Source organism: Promicromonospora sp. NPDC060271 (genome assembly GCF_042726755.1).
Taxonomy (GTDB): Bacteria; Actinomycetota; Actinomycetes; order Actinomycetales; family Cellulomonadaceae; genus Promicromonospora.
In genome coordinates, this window is record NZ_JBHXBG010000106.1 from 1 (window position 1) to 19,976 (window position 19,976).

At 69.9% G+C, this 19,976-nt stretch carries 17 protein-coding genes and 1 tRNA gene; 10 read left to right on the plus strand and 8 right to left on the minus strand.

Annotated features, from left to right (window positions below):
• Positions 1–25: 25 nt before the first annotated feature.
• Both lysA and argS read right to left on the minus strand, forming a co-directional pair.
• Positions 26–1,399, minus strand: coding sequence for a diaminopimelate decarboxylase (gene lysA / locus ACFWE2_RS16530; protein ID WP_377225325.1), 1,374 nt, complete (start codon positions 1,397–1,399; stop codon positions 26–28).
• Positions 1,400–1,413: 14 nt separating this feature from the next.
• On the minus strand, positions 1,414–3,075 hold the full coding sequence (gene argS / locus ACFWE2_RS16535) for an arginine--tRNA ligase (protein WP_377225309.1): 1,662 nt from the start codon (positions 3,073–3,075) through the stop codon (positions 1,414–1,416).
• A gap of 177 nt (positions 3,076–3,252) precedes the next feature.
• Between argS and ACFWE2_RS16540 the strand changes: the two genes are divergently transcribed.
• Positions 3,253–3,325 (plus strand) — tRNA-Arg (locus tag ACFWE2_RS16540).
• 94 nt (positions 3,326–3,419) lie between these two features.
• On the opposite strand, the gene ACFWE2_RS16545 is transcribed toward ACFWE2_RS16540, so the two are convergent.
• Positions 3,420–4,031 (minus strand): tyrosine-type recombinase/integrase, encoded by a 612-nt coding sequence (locus tag ACFWE2_RS16545; RefSeq protein WP_377225310.1) that lies wholly within the window; start codon positions 4,029–4,031, stop codon positions 3,420–3,422.
• 29 nt (positions 4,032–4,060) lie between these two features.
• Between ACFWE2_RS16545 and ACFWE2_RS16550 the strand changes: the two genes are divergently transcribed.
• The 4 genes from ACFWE2_RS16550 to ACFWE2_RS16565 all read left to right on the plus strand — a co-directional run bounded on the left by ACFWE2_RS16550 (position 4,061) and on the right by ACFWE2_RS16565 (position 6,974).
• A complete protein-coding gene (locus tag ACFWE2_RS16550) occupies positions 4,061–4,306 on the plus strand; it encodes a hypothetical protein (protein WP_377225311.1) in 246 nt (81 codons plus the stop codon).
• Positions 4,307–4,820: 514 nt separating this feature from the next.
• Positions 4,821–5,351, plus strand: coding sequence for a hypothetical protein (locus ACFWE2_RS16555; RefSeq protein ID WP_377225312.1), 531 nt, complete (start codon positions 4,821–4,823; stop codon positions 5,349–5,351).
• Positions 5,352–5,504: 153 nt separating this feature from the next.
• Complete coding sequence (locus ACFWE2_RS16560) at positions 5,505–5,786, plus strand: DUF3892 domain-containing protein (protein WP_377225313.1); 282 nt, start codon at positions 5,505–5,507, stop codon at positions 5,784–5,786.
• Between the two features lie 156 nt (positions 5,787–5,942).
• Positions 5,943–6,974 (plus strand): GTP pyrophosphokinase, encoded by a 1,032-nt coding sequence (locus ACFWE2_RS16565; RefSeq protein WP_377225314.1) that lies wholly within the window; start codon positions 5,943–5,945, stop codon positions 6,972–6,974.
• Between the two features lie 644 nt (positions 6,975–7,618).
• Here ACFWE2_RS16565 and ACFWE2_RS16570 read toward each other — a convergent pair.
• Positions 7,619–7,819: a hypothetical protein gene (locus tag ACFWE2_RS16570; protein ID WP_377225315.1), complete on the minus strand. Its 201-nt coding sequence runs from the start codon at positions 7,817–7,819 to the stop codon at positions 7,619–7,621.
• Between the two features lie 77 nt (positions 7,820–7,896).
• Complete coding sequence (locus ACFWE2_RS16575) at positions 7,897–8,511, minus strand: TetR/AcrR family transcriptional regulator (protein ID WP_377225316.1); 615 nt, start codon at positions 8,509–8,511, stop codon at positions 7,897–7,899.
• Between the two features lie 101 nt (positions 8,512–8,612).
• Between ACFWE2_RS16575 and ACFWE2_RS16580 the strand changes: the two genes are divergently transcribed.
• Together ACFWE2_RS16580 and ACFWE2_RS16585 are read left to right on the plus strand one after the other, a co-directional pair.
• On the plus strand, positions 8,613–9,188 hold the full coding sequence (locus ACFWE2_RS16580; protein WP_377225317.1) for an STM3941 family protein: 576 nt from the start codon (positions 8,613–8,615) through the stop codon (positions 9,186–9,188).
• Between the two features lie 81 nt (positions 9,189–9,269).
• The gene (locus tag ACFWE2_RS16585; RefSeq protein ID WP_377225318.1) at positions 9,270–9,935 is read left to right on the plus strand and encodes a CYTH domain-containing protein; all 666 of its coding nucleotides are present in this window, start codon (positions 9,270–9,272) and stop codon (positions 9,933–9,935) included.
• A 16-nt stretch (positions 9,936–9,951) separates the two neighbouring features.
• Here the strand turns inward: ACFWE2_RS16585 and ACFWE2_RS16590 are convergent, their stop codons facing one another.
• The 3 genes from ACFWE2_RS16590 to ACFWE2_RS16600 all read right to left on the minus strand — a co-directional run bounded on the left by ACFWE2_RS16590 (position 9,952) and on the right by ACFWE2_RS16600 (position 13,545).
• Positions 9,952–10,917, minus strand: a complete 966-nt coding sequence (locus ACFWE2_RS16590) for a D-alanyl-D-alanine carboxypeptidase family protein (RefSeq protein ID WP_377225319.1) — start codon at positions 10,915–10,917, stop codon at positions 9,952–9,954.
• A gap of 226 nt (positions 10,918–11,143) precedes the next feature.
• Positions 11,144–12,190: a hemolysin family protein gene (locus tag ACFWE2_RS16595; protein WP_377225320.1), complete on the minus strand. Its 1,047-nt coding sequence runs from the start codon at positions 12,188–12,190 to the stop codon at positions 11,144–11,146.
• Positions 12,187–13,545, minus strand: coding sequence for a hemolysin family protein (locus ACFWE2_RS16600; protein ID WP_377225321.1), 1,359 nt, complete (start codon positions 13,543–13,545; stop codon positions 12,187–12,189). Before ACFWE2_RS16600 ends, ACFWE2_RS16595 begins: the two co-directional genes overlap by 4 nt.
• Before the next feature lie 193 nt (positions 13,546–13,738).
• On the opposite strand from ACFWE2_RS16600, the gene ACFWE2_RS16605 reads away from it, so the two are divergent.
• The 3 genes from ACFWE2_RS16605 to ACFWE2_RS16615 all read left to right on the plus strand — a co-directional run bounded on the left by ACFWE2_RS16605 (position 13,739) and on the right by ACFWE2_RS16615 (position 19,866).
• Positions 13,739–14,521, plus strand: coding sequence for a response regulator transcription factor (locus tag ACFWE2_RS16605; RefSeq protein WP_377225322.1), 783 nt, complete (start codon positions 13,739–13,741; stop codon positions 14,519–14,521).
• A 16-nt stretch (positions 14,522–14,537) separates the two neighbouring features.
• Entirely contained in the window at positions 14,538–15,692 is a 1,155-nt protein-coding gene (locus ACFWE2_RS16610; RefSeq protein ID WP_377225323.1) for a sensor histidine kinase, read from the plus strand.
• Positions 15,693–16,095: 403 nt separating this feature from the next.
• On the plus strand, positions 16,096–19,866 hold the full coding sequence (locus ACFWE2_RS16615) for a multifunctional oxoglutarate decarboxylase/oxoglutarate dehydrogenase thiamine pyrophosphate-binding subunit/dihydrolipoyllysine-residue succinyltransferase subunit (protein ID WP_377225324.1): 3,771 nt from the start codon (positions 16,096–16,098) through the stop codon (positions 19,864–19,866).
• Positions 19,867–19,976: the final 110 nt, after the last annotated feature.

Consider the following 19,976-nt stretch of genomic DNA (forward strand, 5'->3'; position numbering starts at 1 on the left):
GGGCGCCCGCCCGGAGCCGAGCGGGTCAGCCCTGGTCGAGGCCCAGCAGGTCGTCCTCGGTCTCGCGGCGGACGAGCACCCGTGAGGCGCCGTCCGACACCGCGACGACCGGAGGCCGCGGCAGCATGTTGTAGTTCGACGCCATGGACCGCCCGTAGGCGCCGGTCGCGGCGACCGCGAGGAGGTCGCCTGCCCGCACGTCCGCGGGGAGCCGCACCTCGTGCACGACGATGTCGCCCGACTCGCAGTGCTTGCCCACGACGCGTGCCAGCACGTTCTCCGCGGCGGACGACCGGCCGACGATCTCCGCGTGGTAGGCAGCCCCGTACAGAGCCGGGCGGATGTTGTCGCTCATGCCGCCGTCGACGGACACGTAGGTACGCGTGAAGTCGGCACCGCCGTCGTCCGACACGGTGACCGGCTTGACCGTGCCGACTGTGTAGAGCGTGAGGCCCGCCGGGCCGACGATCGCCCTGCCGGGTTCGATCGAGAACCGCGGCAGGTTCGTGCCGAGCTCCTTGCACACCCCTGCCACCGACTGCGCGATGTCCTTGGCCACGCGCTCGGGGTCGAGCGCGACGTCACCGGGCAGGTAGGCGATGCCGTAACCGCCGCCCAGGTCGATCTCGTCGACGAGCAGGCCGGACCGCTCCGCCAGGTCCGCCCGCAGCCGCAGCACCACGCGTGCGGCGGCCTCGAAGCCGTCGGGGTCGAGGATCTGGGAGCCGATGTGCGAGTGGATGCCCAGCAGCTCCAGCTCGGGGTGCTTCAGCACCGCGAGCAGCGCGGCCATCGCCGGGCTGGTCGCCCCGGACCCCGCGTTGACCGACAGCCCGAACTTCTGGTCCTCGTGCGCCGTCGCGATGTACTCGTGGCCACCGGCATGCACACCGGTGGTCACCCGGACCATGACAGGTGCCACGACGCCGCGCTCGCGGGCGAGGCGAGCGACCCGCTCGATCTCGACCAGCGAGTCCACGATGATGCGGCCGACGCCGGCGTCGAGCGCCCGCAGGATCTCGGTGTCGGACTTGTTGTTGCCGTGCAGGCCGATCTCGGCGCCGGGAACCTCGGCTCGGAGCGCGATGGCCAGCTCGCCGCCCGACGCGGTGTCGACCCGCAGGCCTTCCTCGCGCGCCCAGCGTGCGACGGCCACGGTGAGCAGCGCCTTGCCCGCGTAGTACACGTCGACGCCCGTCCCGACGGCGCCGAACGCCGCCTCGAACGCCGTGCGGTAGGCACGGGCCCGCATGCGGAAGTCGTCCTCGTCCAGCACGTAGGCGGGCGTGCCGTGCTGAGCGGCGAGCTCGCGCACGTCGACTCCGCCGACGGCGACCGCTCCGTCCGGCAGCCGCCCGACGCCGCTCGACCAGGGCGGTCCGCTCACATCGGGGCCCATCACGTACCCGCCCATCACATCCGCTCCGGCGCGCTCACACCCAGCAGGTCCAGGCCGTTGGCGAGGACCGTGCGGACGGCGTCGTTCAGCCACAGGCGCGCGCGGTGCGCGTCCGTGACCTCCTCGTCCGGGTACGGCGTGACGCGCAGCTTCTCGTCGTCGTTGTACCAGGCGTGGAAGTCGCCGGCGAGCGCCTCCAGGTAACGGGCGACGCGGTGCGGCTCGCGCAGCTCGGCGGCCTGGGCGACGATCCGCGGGAACTCGGTGAGGCGGCCGATCAGGGCCGTCTCCGAGGCGTGCGAGAGCTGCGCCGGGTCGAACCCGTCGGCACGGCGCACGCCGCGCTCGACGGCCTTGGCCCCGATCTGGACCGTCCGGCTGTGCGCGTACTGCACGTAGAACACCGGGTTGTCGTTGGACTGCTTGATCATGTCCTCGCCCTGCAGCTCCAGCGGCGTGTCCGCGGGGTAGCGGGCCAGGGAGTAGCGGACGGCGTCCTTGCCGATCCAGTCGACGAGGTCGCGCAGCTCGATGATGTTGCCGGCGCGCTTGGACAGCTTGGCGCCGCCGACGTTGACGAGCTGGCCGATCAGCACCTCGATGTTCGTCTCCGGGTCGTCCCCCGCGCAGGCGGCGATCGCCTTGAGGCGGTTGACGTACCCGTGGTGGTCGGCGCCGAGCAGGTAGATCTTGCCCGGGAACCCGCGGTCCTTCTTCGACAGGTAGTACGCGGCGTCGGCGGCGAAGTAGGTGGGCTCGCCGTTCGCCCGGACCATCACGCGGTCCTTGTCGTCCGTGAAGTCCGTTGTGCGCAGCCAGACGGCGCCCTCCTGGTCGAACACGTGCCCCTGCTCGCGCAGGCGGGCCACGGCCTTCTCCACGGCGCCCGAGCTGTGCAGCTCACGCTCCGAGAACCAGACGTCGAAGTGGACGCCGAAGCCCTCCAGCACCTCGCGGATCTCCGCGAGCTGGTGCTTGTAGCCGGCCTCGCGGGCGACGGCGATCGCTTCGTCCCGCGGCAGCTCCGGCAGGTCCGGGTGGTCGGCGAGCACCTTGGCGGCGAGCTCCTTGACGTACTCGCCGCGGTAGCCGCCCTCGGGTACCTCGGTGTCCGTCGCGCGCGCCAGGACGGACTCGCCGAAGCGGTCCATCTGTGCGCCGGCGTCGTTGATGTAGTACTCGGCGGCCACCTCGGCGCCGGCGGCGCGGAGGATGCGGCCCAGCGAGTCGCCGAGCGCGGCCCAGCGGGTGTGACCGATGTGCAGCGGACCGGTCGGGTTGGCGCTGATGAACTCCAGGTTGATCACCTGGCCGGTCAGGGTCTCGCCCCGGCCGTACGCGGCGCCCGCCTCGACGATGGTGCGCGCGAGCTCGCCCGCCGCGCCGGCGTCGAGCGTGATGTTGAGGAAGCCCGGGCCGGCCACACCAACGGACTGGATGCCCGGCGTCGCGCCGAGGCGGGCGGCCAGGTCCTCGGCCAGGGCGCGCGGCGTCGTACCCGCCTTCTTCGCGAGCTGCAGGGCCACGTTCGTGGCCCAGTCCCCGTGCTCTCGCTGCCTGGGTCGCTCCACGTGGACCGACGCCGGGACGGCGTCGGCGGGCAGGGCGAGCGTGCCGTCGGCGACGGCCGCGGCGAGGGCAGCACTGAGTGCTTCGGAGAGCTGGGTAGGCGTCACCCGACGATTCTACGGGCGAGCGCCGACACGAGGCCCACGCTTTCCACAGGCCGGATGCGTCGAGCGACGGAAGGTTGCCGGACGAGTGTCACAGGTATGGATGCACGTCTCGCGTCCGTCACCTGGTAGTCTCGTTTCGGCCGATACGGTGAGCGGTAGCTCACGGATCTCGGCCACGCGCCTGTAGCTCAGTGGATAGAGCGTCTGCCTCCGGAGCAGAAGGTCGGGGGTTCGAATCCCTTCAGGCGCACAGCGCCCCTCACCAGGCACTACACCAGGTGAGGGGCTTTTTCGTGCCCGGGTCCTGAGGGCTGTTCCCCGCCAGTTTCCCCGCCACGGGATGCTCACCGGCCCCGCTCCGCGTACGTGTTGAGCGCCGCCGCAGCGAGGTTCAGCGCGTCGTCGTGAGGTCGGGTGTACAGGTTGGTCACCCGCAGGTCGCTGTGCCCGGCGATGTCCCGCACCACATGGAGCTTCACGCCAGCCTCCAGCAGATTGGTCAGCGCCGTTGCCCGCAGATCGTGGATCCGGAACCCGACGAAACCCATGCAGGCGACCCGCTTGGACCATCCGACCTTCCTCGCCAGGGTGTTCCGACGAACGACCTTCTCTCCCCGCTCCGACCGGAACAGCAGGTCACCCGCACGCCGGCCAGCCGTCAACGCACGGATCGGCTTCACCAGGTGGAGCGGGATCGGGACGGTCCGGTCCTCACCGTTCTTCAGCGGCCCCCACACGAGGTTGCCGTCTCGCCAGTAGCCGTCCTTCAGCGGCTCGTCGAGTTCTTCCTTCGACACCTCGGTGACCTGCCGCTGCAGCTCGATCACACCGCGGCTGAAGTCGACATCGCCGACGTGCAGACCAGCCGCTTCGCCGTACCGCAGTGCGGCTGTTCCCATGAGGTCGACCATTAGGGCGTACGTCTCCCCCGCTGGCAGTACGCGGATGCCCTCCACCAGCTCAGGACCCGCCTACGATTCGCGGTGTGGACGCACTCAGCGCCGGACTACGTGACCTCGCTACGGCTCAAACGAACGAACAGCTCGTCAACGCCCTGTGGGACCTGCGCGACTCGGCGTACGACAACCCCACCGCCTGGAGCGACTTCACAGCGGAGGTCTTCCTGCAAAGCCTCGCGGCCGAACTGGAGCAAGACAGCGGCCCACTCACGACCAGTGCGGTAGTCCGTGCTCTCGCGAAGGCGATCGATCCGCGACCGACCCGAGGCTAGGTCTCGGCCGAGGTTCAAGGGCCTCCGGCGGGCACCTGCCGGAATCAAGAGGATCGAGGGACCGCGGTGCCCCTGTTCCTCCGTCATCCATTGGCTTGACCGGGACCCTGACACCGAACCCGCCAGCAGCGCAACAGGTCCCGCCGACAACCAGCACCACCGCGCCGAAGCTCGATGAGCGGGACCTGTTGCACTACCGGCAGAACCGACGTCCGAGACGTGCCCCGCGCCAACGGATGACGGAGGAACAGGGACCCCGAAGCAGGAGCATGGTGAGGTCACAGACCCGCATGACCGAGCCAGCGCTTCCCCGTCAATCTCCCCGCCAAACCATCCCGGCCGCTCGCGCGAGCATGAGTTTCCCGGGCGTTCCGGGCCGGGCGATCCGCAGAAACACGCGGATACGGCATAGGCCGAAGTCCTCCGGAGCAGAAGGTCGGGGGTTCGAATCCTTTCAGGCGCACAGACAGAAACAGGCCGCGACCAGCACACACGCTGATCACGGCCTGTCGTTTTGCCCGCTCTCGCGACCCTCCTCTCGGCTACTGCTGGCCTACAGGTCGCTGCGTACGCCGAAGGCAAGTCGCTCTACGGTGCTCTGCAACTCGTCCGAGCTGTCATCAGTTCACGGGAGGGAGACCGGACCGCCACACACAGGTGGCTCGAGGCCCGCGCCGGGGACGTCGGCCCAGGCAGAAGCGACTTCGGAACGGAGTTCGGCCCGGTCAACGTGGATATACACGCGGTCACCGCGTCGGTAGACCTGCGCGATGCCGGGATGGCACTGGACCTGGCCGAGCAAATCGGCACGAGCGAGCTCTCGGCGGAGCGGCAGAGTCGGCTGTTCCTCGACAAGACGAGGGCGTACACGCAGCGTCGGCAGGTGGGCGAGGCAGTTGCCGCGCTCCTCGAAGTGGAGGAACTGGCACCGGAGCAGATCCGCTCGCACCCGTTGGCTCGGCAGGCCATCCATGACCTCACGCAGATCAGTCGCCGGACCCCTATGGACCCACAGGAGCTAGCCCAGCGCGCGACAGTCACTTGAGCGAGTCCATGCCGGACCGGCGGCGGTCCCACCTTCCAAGGTCGGGACCGTCGCCGCTTCACTACCTGAAATTTGTCACCCTTAGTTTCTTTCTCCGGTACCGGCCCCTACTGCGATGCTCAATGCACTTTCAGCCGACTGAGGGACGCTCCCATGAGTATCGAAATCACACACATTCGCTTGTCCGGCTCGATCCGGCAGCACGAGTACATCACCCACCTCCGGTGGAAGAACGAGAACGATGGGTCGACCGGCGACAGCACCAAGGCCACCCTCGTGGACTGGATCGACAACAAGAAGGGGGTTGCGCACGTCGGAAGCGGATCTGTGCAGGTCAATGTCGGCACAGTCCACCCCGATGGAGGCACGCCGTACCTGCGCACCTATGCGGACGGGAAGTGGACGAACAATCTGCTGTCTCTCCCAGAGTTCTGACCAGTCTGATTACGGCCTGCCCAAGAGTGTAAGTGAGGGTCCACACCCCCCAGCTCTGGGCGGTGCCGCAATGGACGACCTCTCAAACCCAGTTCACCCGGGGTGACCGGGCCGCCTGCGCGCCGAGTGTCGGTGTCGGGGGCTACGGTCGCGGCTATGAAGAAGTGGGTCATGCCAGAGCACTCCAACAAGGCGGTCCAACGAGCGAGCCGAACGATCGGCAAGGGAACGGGCACACCGGAGGAGATCCAGGCTGCGCGCGATGTGCTGAGTAACTACCGCCTCGCCCACGCGTTCCCACTCAACGCCGTGACGGTGACCGTGCGGCAACGCGCGCTCGACATCAACCCGAACGCCGTCGTCGCGGAGCGTCGGAAGCGCCTGCCCACCATCCTCGACAAGCTCAAGCGCCACCCCACGATGAGTGTGACGACCATGCAGGACCTCGGCGGGTGCCGGGTGGTCCTGGACAACGTCTCTGAGGTCGAACACTTGGTAACCATCCTCCGCGAGTCACCCAGGGCTAAGAACCGCGTCAAGCGGGTCTACAACTACCTGCGAGAGGACCCGGGGCCGCGCGACTCCGGCTACCGCGGCGTGCACCTGGTCTACGAGTACGGCGCCTCCAAGCCTGAGTACCAGGGCCTGCGGATCGAACTACAGGTGCGCACGCGGCTTCAGCACGCGTGGGCTACCGCCGTTGAGACTATGGACCTGTTCTCGGGCAGCGAGTTGAAGTACGGCAAGGGTGACCCGGCTGTGCTCCGGTTCTTCGTCCTGGTCAGTTCCCTCATGGCCTACGAGGAAGGGACCGCACCCGTGCCCGATGCCGACGGGTCGCCGGCGGAACTCACCAGCGAGCTGCGGCAGCTGGAGGCGGAGATCGGAGTCCTCGACCGGTTGCGCGGCTACGCGTCGATTGTCGGTGAACATGCTAAGACTGACCGCCGCAACACGCTGACGCTCGAACTCCGACGAAGTGAGGGCCATCTGACTGTGACCGTCCACGAGACGTTGGCGGACGCAGAAACCCGGTTGACTGAGTTGGAGGCTCTTGACGACGACGACCTGGATGCCGTGCTCATCAATATCGCGCGGATTAGCCAGCTGCGAGACGCGTACCCGAACTACTTCGCGGACACCGGTCGGTTTACCGACTTCGTGGCGTCACGGACTGGCAGTCACTGAGGGGACTACGAGAACGCGGCTCACAGCCGCCAGCGAGCACAGCCCAGTCGCAAAGCGCATCCAGCGCTCTCGGCACGTCCGGGCTGCTGGGCTATCTGCTGGCCCACGGGGACATGCAGGCCCGTACGGCGCTGCACGAATTCGAACAGGTCTGCGCCCGGCGGACCTCGACGGGGCACGCAGATAGGCGACCGTCTTTGGCTCCGGAGCAGAAGGTCGGGGGTTCGAATCCCTTCAGGCGCACCCTGTGATGACGCGGGACATCGTTGATCGATGTCCCGCGTCATCGTTCGTTTCGACGCCCGGTTCTCGGCCCGTAACCGTGCGTAATCGTTCTGGAAGCGGACTTCGCCCGCGACAGCCGGCCCTGCCCTGATCTCGATCGCCGAAGCGGCTCGGCGTCGAACCGCAAGTTACTGGTCACACCGTGGGCGAACCGCAGGTCGTGTGTCGATCTGGGCATTGATCGACGTGTTTCTTGCGGCTCGGCGGCCTGGGCCACGATCAACGTGCGGTTGGACGCCGAACAGCTTGAGACGGGTGTGACCAGTACGCATGCCGGTCACTACCGGTTTCAATTTGCCTGTGCGGCCCTGTCGCGGTGCGTGGAGCGGGTCGGCCTGACGGCGGGTCGACCCCACGGGTCAGGCCGGCGCAACGACCTCCGCCCCGCAGGACAGGCACATCAGTGTGTACTCGACCACTTCGCCGTGCTCGAACCGCACGCCCATCTCGACGGAGTATTCGTCGCACTCAGGGCACGTCCAGATCCAGACGCCGTCCTCGTCATCCTCGTCGCCCTGCTTCGCCGATCGGATGATTTCAGCCCATTCGTCGCTTTTCATGGCCTGGGACCCTATCGCCTCCCTGGGGAAGAGCAGGCAGCCCGACGCACCTGGTCCCAACACCTCGCCGACGCCCCTCACGACCAGGTCGACGGCGCCGGAACCCGAAACCCGAGCGTCCGCAGCACCCGCCAGAAGTACTCGGCGACCTCCCCGGCCGACACGTCGTCGGGATAGTTCGTGAGATGCACCGCCACGGCGCCGGTGAGCATCGCCTGGACCATCTCGACGTCGGCATCCGCCGCGAGCCCGCCCTCGTCCCGAGCGCGGATCACCAGGTCATGGACACTCTGGTCGCGCGAGCCGGCGCTCGCCGCGCGGAAGGCCGCCCACAGCTTCGGATGCTCACGCGGCACCGACATCATCCGGCGCAGCAAGATCCGCGACCGGGGAGTGCTCAGGCCGGCCGACCAGGTGGCGACCAGGTCGGCCAGGCTCGGCTGCTCGGGGACCTGGAAGGAGACGAGCACCGCGGCCTCGTTCGCGACGAGGGCCGCGACCGCCAGGTCGTCACGCGTCGCGTACCGGCGGTAGACCGTGGTGCGAGCGACTCCCGCGCGCTTCGCCGCCTGATCGATGCTCACGCCCTCGACGCCCGCCTCGGCGATCAGGTCGAGGGCCGCTGCCAGCACGGCGTCGTCCGCTCTCAGGTCGCGTGGCCTGCCCGGGGGCCGGCGCTGTTCGCTCCTCACCCCGAAACGATACGTGGGTGTAGCGAATCCAGCCGGGCGAGCGGAGAACCTGTCCGGCGACCCCGCTACCGCTCGCACCAGGGGGCGGCTACTGTCCCGGTATGCCCGACGAGTCCGTGGACTTCTATCCGTCCCGTGCGCACGTTCTCACGCTCGCCCTCGCCACCCTCGCGCTGGTGGTGCTCTGCGCGGTGGCCGCCCGTCTCGCTTTCGACGCCGCACAGACGAGCGCCGCACCGGCCACGCTCGCCGTCGTCTCGCTGAGCGCCATCGGCGTCCTGGTCTTCACCGGCCTGGGGCTCCTCATCGTGCGCCGCCTGCTCCTGCCCACCTGGCCCGTGCTCACCCTCGACGGCGAAGGGCTGACCGACTGGCTGCCCAATCTCGGCGTCGAGCGGGTGCTCTGGACCGAGGTCACCGGCGTCCGTGAGGCCCGGCTGACCTTCCGGCGGGTGCTCGCCGTGGACGTGACAGACCCGAAGGCCGTGGTCGCGCGCCAGCGGACGTTCGTCCGGCGTATCGCCGCCTCGGCCAACATCGCGCTGGTCGGCACGCCGGTCGTGCTGAAGCCCGGGAGCATCGACAACCGCCCCGAGGTGATCGCCGCGGCTCTGAGCACGTTCGTGGGCGGCAGGGTCCTAGACAGCAGCGCGCCGCGCACCGAGCCGGTTGCGTAGACTTCTTGAATCATCCGCAGGCAACCATCTGCGGAACGGCACGTACGAGAAGCACCTACCGAGCATGGCGAGGGACCTCACATGAGCGATGATCGCTTCGACGAGCCCGCCCCGGCCGAGGCCGACCGCGGCTACGCCGACTTCGAGTTCGAGCGCCGGTTCTTCGTGCGCGACCTCCCGGCCGAGCTCCGGGACGCGCCGGCCCTCATCGTCCAGTCCTACTTCCTGGCCGACGACGGTTACGCCCTCCGGGTCCGCGTCCAGGCCGGTGACGTCGACGCCGACCTGACCGGCGACACCGATCCCGCGGAGCTCCTGCGAGCGCACGTCGCGGACATCGACTTCGCGGCGGTCACGGTCAAGGGGCCGGCCGTAGGCGGCACCCGCTACGAGGCGGAACGGGAGCTGGACCCCAGCATCGGCGTCGAGCTGGTCCGCCGCGGCGGGGCACCGATCGTCAAGGTCCGCTACGCCGTCTGGCTCGGGGCGGACGGCTGGTCGATCGACGTCTTCGGTGGCGCCAACCATCCTCTGGTGGTGGCCGAGTGCGAGCGCTCCGGCCCGGTCACGGGCCTGCAGATCCCGGACTTCTGCGTCACCGAGATCACCGACGACCGCCGGTTCTCCAACGAGTCGCTCGCCATGGAGCCCTACAGCGCGTGGGCACCGTCGTTCGCCGCCGAGCTCGCGAGCGACGGCCCAGTGTTCCGCCAGGACTTCGGACCGAACACCCACCTGCGCTTCTGACGCGCCGCCAAGTCCATCAGCCCTGCCACTCGCCCTTCTCGACGACGCCCGACACGAACTCCCAGTGCCACGGCTCGTACTTGCTCCCGCCGAGCTGGGCCCACGAGGGGTTCTGCCAGCCGTAGGACGGCGCGTTGGCCCAGAGCCACGAGAAGACCTCGCTGTCCCCGGTCTCCTTCGAGCAGAGGTCGATCGCGAGGCCCCAGCCGTGCATCGACGTGCCGGGCGAGGCCGCGAAATACCCCCTGGCGGCCTTGATCTCGTACTGCGTGCTCAGGTCGCGGTAGCTCGCCACGAGGCACATCTCCCGCCCGAACGACGCGCGGAACGCCTCGTTGAGCGCGCTGAGCGACATCGCGGCATCGGGCCGCAGGTACTCCCCCGCCTGCCACAGCTCGCACAGGGAGTGGTCCGCGAGCGCACCGTTGGTGCCCTCGACGGGGGCGCTGACGTCGCAGTCCGGCAGCGGGCTGCGGTCGAGCGAGCGGCTGGCCGCCGACTCGGGCCTGGTGATCGTCTCGGCCCGGACGACGGCCGCGGAAGTCTTCGGGCGCTCGACGGGCTGCGTCACGAGGTCGAGCACGTTCGGCCCGGTGTGCGGGGCCTCGACGTCGAACGGGGACTCGCCGGACTCGGCGGTGCCCTGCACGAACGGGGCGGCGATGGTCGCGGCGGCCAGCGTGCCGATCACGGCCGCCCGGGAGACGATCCGCTGCCCGGCGGGCACGGACGACGTCGGCCTGGTGGGACGGGTGATCGCCCCGGTGACGACCTGGTCGAACGACGTGGCGCTCCGGGTCGCCACCGGCTGGCTCGCCCGCGCGGGCGACGGCTGGACCGGCGTCGGCTGGATCTGCGTCGGCTGCACCTGCGGCCGCTGCACCTGCAGGCGCCGTGCCCGTGCTCCCTGGGCCCGCAGCACGTGCGCACGCAGGGCCTGGGCCTGCTGCTCCTCCGCCTCGCGCCGGGCGCGGCGCGTCATGGGCGCAGGCTGCAGGCTCGTCACAGCCGTGGACTCCACTGATCCTCCGTCGTCGAACGTCCGCGGCCCCTCGCGGTGTCCATGTCGCACGAGACACTAACCGCGGCCGGCCAGCCTGCCAAGCCCCGCCGGGACATCGCCCGACCCGCACATGACGTGATCACTACCTGTTCATGCCTTCCCGACGTCCCGTCCCAACGGCCCTGGACCTCGACGGCGCCGGACCTCACCGGCGCTGCATCGCATCGCGCACCTCGCCCACGAGCTCCTCCAGGATGTCCTCGAGGAAGACGACGCCGAGGACCTGGCCCTCCGTACCCTCGACGCGCGCGAGGTGCGACCCGGACCGCTGCATGACCCGCAGCGCGTCCTCGACCTCGTCGTGGGGCCCGACGGCGGCCAGCGCGCGGACCCGCCACACCGCCACCGGCTCGAACCGGGCGGGTCCCGTCGCGTAGAGAACGTCCTTGAGGTGCAGGTAGCCGACCAGCTCGTCGCCGTCCTCGCCGTGCGTCACGACGGGGAACCTGCTGAAGCCGTGCTTCGACACCAGCCGTTCGACGTCGTCGGGCGTGCTGTTCTCGTCGACCGCCACCAGGCCGCTGACGGGCACCATGACGTCGCTCGCCGTGCGGTTGGAGAACTCGATGGCGCCGGTCAGGAGGCCCTGCTCGTCGCGGAGGACGCCCTCGGCCTGCGAGTGCTCGACGATGGACTGCACCTCCTCCGCGGTGAACGCGGAGGCGACCTCGTCCTTCGGCTCGACGCCCGCCAGCCGCACGGCGTGGTTGGCGATCCAGTTCAGGCCGCCGATGACGGGACGCAGCACGCGGGCAAGCAGCACCAGGGGCGGCCCGAACCACATGACCGCCCGGTCCGGGCCGGACACCGCGAGGTTCTTCGGCACCATCTCGCCCAGCACCACGTGCAGGTACACGACCAGGGACAGCGCGATGACGAGGGCTATCGGGTGGGTGAGGTCGTCGCTCACCCCGAGGCGGTGCAGCGGCCCCTCGAGAAGGTGCGCGAGCGCTGGCTCCGCCACGATGCCGAGGCCGGTGGAGCAGACGGTCACGCCGAGCTGGGCGCAGGCCAGCATGAGCGACACGTGCTCCATCGCCCACAGGACGGTGGTCGCCCGCCGGTCCCCCGCCGCGGCGAGCGGCTCGATGGCGCTGCGGCGCGCGGAGATGACGGCGAACTCCGCGCCCACGAAGAAGGCGTTGCCCGCGAGCAGCACGAGGCCCATGACCAGTGCGGTGGTCGTGCTCATCGGCTCGTCCCCTTGTCGCTGTCCGGCCGGGGCAGCGAGCGAACCCGCACCCGCTCGACACGGCGCCCGTCCATCGCCTCGACGCGCAGGGTCACGCGGGCGGCCACGGTCCCCACCGTGACCTCGTCGCCGACGGCGGGCACGCGACCGAGCTCTGCCATGACGAGGCCACCGAGCGTCTCGTACGCGGCCCCCTCCGGAACCTCGATCGCGGTGTACTCGACGAGCTCGTCCGGGCGCAGCACGCCAGGCACTATCCACGACCCGTCAGCGGCACGGGCCGCGCCGGCTCGCCTGGGGTCGTGCTCGTCGGCGACGTCGCCCACCAGCTCCTCGACGACGTCCTCCAGCGTGACGACGCCGGAGGTGCCGCCGTACTCGTCGACGACCACCGCCATCTGCATACCGAACCCGCGCAGCTCCACGAGCAGCGGGCCGAGGCGCACCGTCTCGGGGACGCGGGGCGCGTCCACCATGAGGGCGGCCGCGGGCACCTCGTCCCGGCGGTCGTGCGGCACGCCGACCGCACGCCGCAGGTGCACGAGGCCGACGACGTCGTCCCGGTCCTGACCGATCACCGGGAACCGCGAGTGCCCGGTGCGACGGGCGAGGGCGACGACGTCGGCCGCGGTCGCCGCCCGGTCCAGCACCGACATGCGCAGGCGGTCGGTCATGACGTCGCGCGCGCTCAGCGTGTCCAGCTCGATCGAGTTGGTCAGCAGCGTCGCGACGGACTCCTCGAGCGTGCCCTCCTCCGCCGAGCGGCGCACCAGCGAGGCCAGCTCGGACGCGGACCGGGCTCCGGAGAGCTCCTCACGCGGCTCGACGCCCAGGCGCCGCAGCAGGGCGTTGGCGGAACCGTTGAGCACGGCGATCAGCGGTTTGAAGGTGATGGTGAACACCCGCTGCAACGGCACCACCAGACGCGCGGTGGCCAGGGGAGCCGAGAGCGCGAAGTTCTTGGGGATCAGCTCGCCGCACACCATGGAGAACACGTTGACCAGCACGACGGCCAGGACGCCCGCGAGGCCGGCCGAGACGGCGGTCGGCACGGACGTCGCGCCGAACGCCGCCGAGAGCAGGGAGTTCAGCGCCGGCTGTGCGGTGTAGCCGAGCAGGATGGTGGTCAGCGTGATGCCGACCTGGGCGGAGCTCAGCTCGGTCGAGAGGTGGCGCAGCGCGGTGCGTACGCTGCGGTCCCGCATGCTCCGGCCGGGTCTGTCCCCCTCCGAGTCGTCGGAGTCACCGATCACCGCTGGGTCGATGGTGACGAGGGAGAACTCCCCTGCCACGAAGACGGCAGTACCTGCTGTGAGAAGGACGCCGACGGCGACCATGATCCAGTCGCCGGTCATCTCGTGCTCCGGAGGGCGTTCGGGGGGTCTGGATTCTTCCCGGATCTTCGCTCGGGATATCGCTCGATCATCGTGAGACAGATCGTAGCCCGGAACGTTCCGGAAGGGCCGTGCCCGCCAGGCACACGGCTCGCGGACACGCAGTCAGGCCGTTATCAGGGTCTTATCAGGTAGGTACGGGCATGATTGGCCTATGTCATCTGGTAACCCCCAGCCGTCTGGGGCCTCGCAGCAGCCCGGTCCGGCGTCGGCCACGGCCTCGACCGGTCAGCAGAGCGCGACCGTGCTCGTGGTGGAGGACGAGCCGACGATCGCGACGGCCATCGCTCAGCGGTTGTCCGCCGAGGGCTGGCGGGTCGAGGTCGCACGCGACGGCCTGTCCGGCGTCGACGCCGCCTCGCGGCTGCGCCCGGACCTCGTCGTGCTCGACGTGATGCTGCCTGGCATCGACGGGCTCGAGGTCACGCGGCGCATCCAGGCCGAGCACCCGACGCCGATCCTCATGCTCACCGCACGGGACGACGAGACCGACATGCTGGTCGGCCTCGGCGTCGGCGCGGACGACTACATGACCAAGCCGTTCTCGATGCGCGAGCTCGTGGCCCGGATCAAGGCGCTCCTGCGCCGCGTGGACCGGGCGGCGCAGGCAGCCGCCACGACGCCGGCCGACCCGCCCATGATGATGGGCGACGTGACGGTGGACCGCGCCCAGCGCCGCGTCTACCGCGGCGGCGAGGAGGTCCACCTGACCCCGACCGAGTTCGAGCTGCTCGTCATGCTCGCCGGGTCGCCCAAGACCGTGCTCACGCGCGAGCGCCTGCTCGCCGAGGTCTGGGACTGGGCGGACGCCAGCGGGACGCGCACGGTGGACTCCCACATCAAGGCCCTGCGCCGCAAGCTCGGACCCGACCTGATCCGTACCGTGCACGGCGTCGGGTACGCGTTCGAGCCGCCTGCCAACCAGGCCAACCAGTAGTCCAGAAGAGGTTCCGATGAGACCGCACGTGCCCCGCGTCCCCGACGTGCGGCCGCTGGACCCGCTGCGCTCGCTCAAGATCAAGCTGGGCGTGCTCGTGGCCGTGACGGTCTCGGCGGCGGTGCTGATCACGTGGCTCGGTCTGCAGGCATCCCTGGGACCGAGCCGCACCTTCCCGCTGGCGATCATCCTGTCGCTGCTGCTCACGCAGGTCCTGGCCCGGGGCATGACGTCGCCGCTGCGGGAGATCACCGAGGCCGTCGAGGCCATGGCGGACGGCGACTACACCCGCCGGGTGCGCGCGACGAGCAGCGACGAGGTCGGGCAGCTCGCGCACGCCTTCAACCGCATGGCGGAGGACCTGGCCTCGGTCGAGCAGACCCGACGCGACCTGATCGCCAACGTGTCGCACGAGCTGCGCACCCCGGTCGCCGCGCTCAAGGCGCAGCTCGAGAACATGGTCGACGGCGTCGTCTCGCCCACCCCTGCCGCGCTGGAGCAGGCGCACGCCCAGACGGACCGGCTCACCCGGCTCGTCACCTACCTGCTCGACCTCTCGCGCATCGAGGCGGGCGCCTCGGCGCTGAACGTGGGCAAGATCGCCGTCGGCGACTTCCTCGAGGACTGCGCGGAGGACCTCTCGATGGTCGACGCCGCGAAGGACCTCCACTACGTCGTCGACGTCACGCCGGAGGACCTCTCCATAGAGGGCGACGCCGAACGCCTCCACCAGGTGGTCATGAACCTGCTGCAGAACGCGATCCGGCACTCGCCGCCGGGCGGCGTCGTCCGCCTGGACGCCTACCCCGTCGACAGCACAGAGGGCGCCGACGTCGTGCTGGAGGTCAGTGACGAGGGTCCAGGTATCGCCGCGGCGGACCGCGAGCGGATCTTCCAGCGGTTCGTGCGCGGCACCGGGTCGACGGCGGACCGGACCGACGGCCGGGGCCGGAACGGGTCCTCGGGCGACGCGTTCGGCGGCAGCACGGACGGGAGCACCGTCGGGTCGAGCGGCGGCACGGGGATCGGCCTGGCCATCGTCCGCTGGGCGGTCGAGCTGCACGGCGGGCACGTCCAGGTGGTCGACTCCGACCGGGGCGCGACGATGCGGGTCACGCTCCCGGCGCGGGCGCACCCGGCACCGGGTGTCTCGACCACGCACACGGACTGATCGCGTACGGAGTGATCGGGTAGTTTCCGGTGAGAAACCGAGAAGCCTAGGGGCGCGAGCGGTCGGAGCGTGAGACGGAGTCGCGTGATTTCTGTCACACACCCCAAAGATTGTCCGCTCCACACGTGGCCCCGTAACGCCGCGTTGGGGACTTCCAGGCCGAATGTTGCCCGGGGTTTGCTCAGCGTGCGACAAACATGACGAACCAACTTCTTTGGCGTCGTGGCGCCCCGCAGGGCCCGCGCGGCCAAGCCCACCGGCGGGCCAGAAGGGCCTACCCTTGGAGGGTCCGAAAACATTCGGGCTTCGCGTGCTGCGACAAGGGCGGCGCGCGACGAACGCAACTGTGGTGAAGGTGGGCGATCCGCGCGTGTCCCCTAAGGCTGGTTCAGAGTCGATCAGCGTGGCGAGCTCGTCATTCGGAGCCAACGAATGGCTTGTCGACGAGCTCTACCAGCAGTACCTCAAGGACAAGAACGCGGTAGACCCCGCGTGGTGGGACTTCTTCGCCGACTACACCCCCGGCGAGAACGGCTCCACCAAGGACGGCGCGCCGGCGGCGGCTCCGAGGGCTCCGGCCGACGCAGCGCCGGCCGACGGGGCTCCAGCCGGTGCGAGCGCGAGCCCGGCGACTCCCGCCCGGCAGTCGGCCACCCCGGTGACCGGTGGCACCGCCGCCTCCGAGGCCGCGCAGAAGGTGCGCAAGAAGCGCCTGCCGGCCGACCCGAAGGTCAACCCGGCCAACCCCATCGCCACCCCGCCCACCACGCACTACGCGGACACGTTCGAGCGTCCCGTCGCGCACCCGGACGCCGTCGACGACATCCAGAAGCTGCGCGGCCCCGCCGCGCGCGTGGTCACGAACATGGAGTCCTCGCTCGAGGTCCCCACCGCCACCTCGGTGCGCGCCGTGCCCGCCAAGCTGATGGTCGACAACCGCATCGTCATCAACAACCACCTCAAGCGTGGCCGCGGCGGCAAGATCTCGTTCACGCACCTCATCGGCTTCGCGCTGGTCGAGGCGCTGGCCGACATGCCGGTCATGAACGCGCACTACGAGCTGGTGGACGGCAAGCCGGGCATCAACCAGCCCGCGCACGTCGGCTTCGGCCTCGCGATCGACCTGGCCAAGCCGGACGGCTCGCGCCAGCTCCTGGTGCCAAGCATCAAGAAGGCGGAGGAGCTCGACTTCGCCGAGTTCTGGGCGGCCTACGAGGAGCTCGTGCGCAAGGCCCGCGGCAACAAGCTGGCCGTGCCCGACTTCCAGGGCACCACGATCTCGCTGACCAACCCGGGCGGCATCGGCACGGTGCACTCGGTGCCGCGCCTCATGCAGGGTCAGGGCACCATCATCGGCGTCGGCGCCATGGACTACCCGGCGGAGTTCGCCGGTGCGTCCGAGGAGCAGCTAGCCCGGATGGGCATCTCGAAGGTCATGACGGTCACCTCGACCTACGACCACCGGATCATCCAGGGTGCGCAGTCCGGCGAGTTCCTGAAGATCATCTCGAACAAGCTGCTCGGCCTGGACGGCTTCTACGACCGCGTGTTCGCGGCGCTGCGCGTCCCGTACGAGCCCGTCCGCTGGGTGCGCGACAACACGGTCGACGCCGACGTCGAGGCCGCCAAGCCGGCCAAGATCGCCGAGGTCGTCCAGTCGTACCGCTCGCGCGGCCACCTCATGGCCGACACGGACCCGCTGGCCTACCGTCAGCGCAAGCACCCGGACCTGGACATCCAGAACCACGGCCTGACGCTCTGGGACCTGGACCGCACGTTCCCGACGGCCGGCTTCGGCACCAAGCCCAAGGCGACGCTGCGCGAGATCCTCGGCCTGCTGCGCGACTCGTACTGCCGCACCATCGGCATCGAGTACATGCACATCGCCGACCCGGCACAGCGCAAGTGGCTCCAGGAGCGCCTGGAGGCGGGCTACGCCAAGACGCCGCGCGAGGACCAGCTCCGCATCCTGCGCCGCCTGAACTCCGCCGAGGCGTTCGAGACGTTCCTGCAGACCAAGTTCGTCGGGCAGAAGCGCTTCTCGCTGGAGGGCGGCGAGTCCCTGATCCCGCTGCTCGACGCGATCCTGTCGCGGGCCGCCGAGGGTGGCCTCGACGAGGTCGGCATCGGCATGGCCCACCGCGGCCGCCTGAACGTGCTGGCGAACATCGCGGGCAAGAGCTACGGCCAGATCTTCAAGGAGTTCGAGGGCCAGCTCGACCCCAAGAGCGTCCAGGGCTCCGGCGACGTGAAGTACCACCTCGGCACCGAGGGCACGTTCACGTCCGAGTCCGGCGCCACCACGCGCGTCTACCTCGCGGCCAACCCGTCGCACCTGGAGGCCGTCGACCCGGTGCTCGAGGGCATCGTCCGCGCCAAGCAGGACCGCATCGACCTGGGCGGCGACGGCTTCTCCGTGCTGCCGATCCTGGTGCACGGCGACGCGGCCTTCGCGGGCCAGGGCGTGGTGCCAGAGGTGCTGAACCTGTCGCAGCTGCGCGGGTACCGCACGGGCGGCACGATCCACGTCGTCGTGAACAACCAGGTCGGCTTCACCACCGGACCGACGGCGTCCCGCTCGACCACCTACGCGACCGACGTCGCCAAGGGCTACCAGGTCCCGGTGTTCCACGTGAACGGCGACGACCCCGAGGCCGTCGTGCGCACCGCCGAGCTCGCCTTCGCGTTCCGCGAGCAGTTCGGCCAGGACGTCATCATCGACCTCATCTGCTACCGCCGCCGCGGGCACAACGAGGGCGACGACCCGTCGATGACGCAGCCGCTCATGTACAACCTCATCGAGACCAAGCGCTCGGTGCGCAAGCTGTACACCGAGAACCTGGTCGCCCGCGGTGACATCACCGTGGAGGAGGCCGAGGGCGCGCTGCAGGACTACCAGTCGCAGCTCGAGCGGGTCTTCACCGAGACCAAGTCGGGCTTCACGCCCGCCCCGCAGACGGAGCACCTCGCCGGCCTGGAGCGTCCCGAGTCCCAGCGTGAGGACGCCGGGACGATGGTGGGCTGGCAGACGGCGATCTCGCACGAGATGCTGCAGCGGGTCGGCGACGTGCACACCACGCCGCCCGAGGGCTTCACGATCCACCCGAAGCTCGCGCAGATGCTGGACAAGCGTCAGCTCATGGCGAAGGAGGGCGGCATCGACTGGGGCTTCGGCGAGCTCGTCGCCTTCGGCTCCCTGCTCGTCGAGGGCACCCCGGTGCGCCTCGCCGGGCAGGACTCCCGCCGCGGCACCTTCGTGCAGCGGCACGCGGTGCTGCACGACCGGGAGACCGGCGCCGAGTGGACGCCGCTGCTGTACCTGTCGGGCGACCAGGCCAAGTTCTGGGTCTACGACTCCTCGCTGTCGGAGTACGCCGCGCTCGGCTTCGAGTACGGCTACTCGGTGGAGCGCCCGGACGCCCTGGTGCTCTGGGAGGCGCAGTTCGGCGACTTCGTCAACGGCGCCCAGACGGTGATCGACGAGTTCATCTCGTCCGCCGAGCAGAAGTGGGGCCAGTCGTCGTCGGTCGTCATGCTGCTGCCGCACGGCTACGAGGGGCAGGGCCCTGACCACTCGTCGGCCCGCATCGAGCGGTTCCTGCAGCTCGGCGCGGAGAACAACCTGACGATCGCGCAGCCGTCCACCCCGGCGTCGTACTTCCACCTGCTGCGCCGCCAGGCGTACGCCCGCCCGCGCCGCCCGCTCGTGGTGTTCACGCCGAAGCAGCTCCTGCGTCTCAAGGCGGCGGCGTCCTCGGTGGAGGACTTCACGTCGGGCACGTTCCAGGAGGTCATCGGGGACTCGGTGGCCGACCCGGCCAAGGTGAACCGGGTGCTCCTGTGCACGGGTCGCGTGTACTACGACCTCCTCGCCGAGCGCACCAAGCGCGGCGACGACGGGGTGGCCATCGTCCGCCTCGAGCAGCTCTACCCGTTCCCGGAGGCGCAGATCCGCGCGGAGCTCGCCAAGTACGACGGCGCGGAGCTGGTCTGGGTGCAGGACGAGCCGCAGAACCAGGGCGCGTGGGGCTTCATCCACCTGGCCCTGCCGCTGGACATGCCGTACGTCAAGGTGGTCTCCCGCCCGGCGTCGGCCTCGACGGCCGCCGGCACCGCCAAGCTGCACCAGGCGCAGCAGAAGACGCTCCTCGAGCAGGCCTTCGCGCGCGGCTGACCGCACGGCTGACGGTTCCGTGAGAGGCGGGGGGGGCCGAGGGGGGTGGGCCCCCCACCGGGGCGGCCCCGGCCCCCGGGATAGCCGGAACCAGTCCCGATTTGAGAACC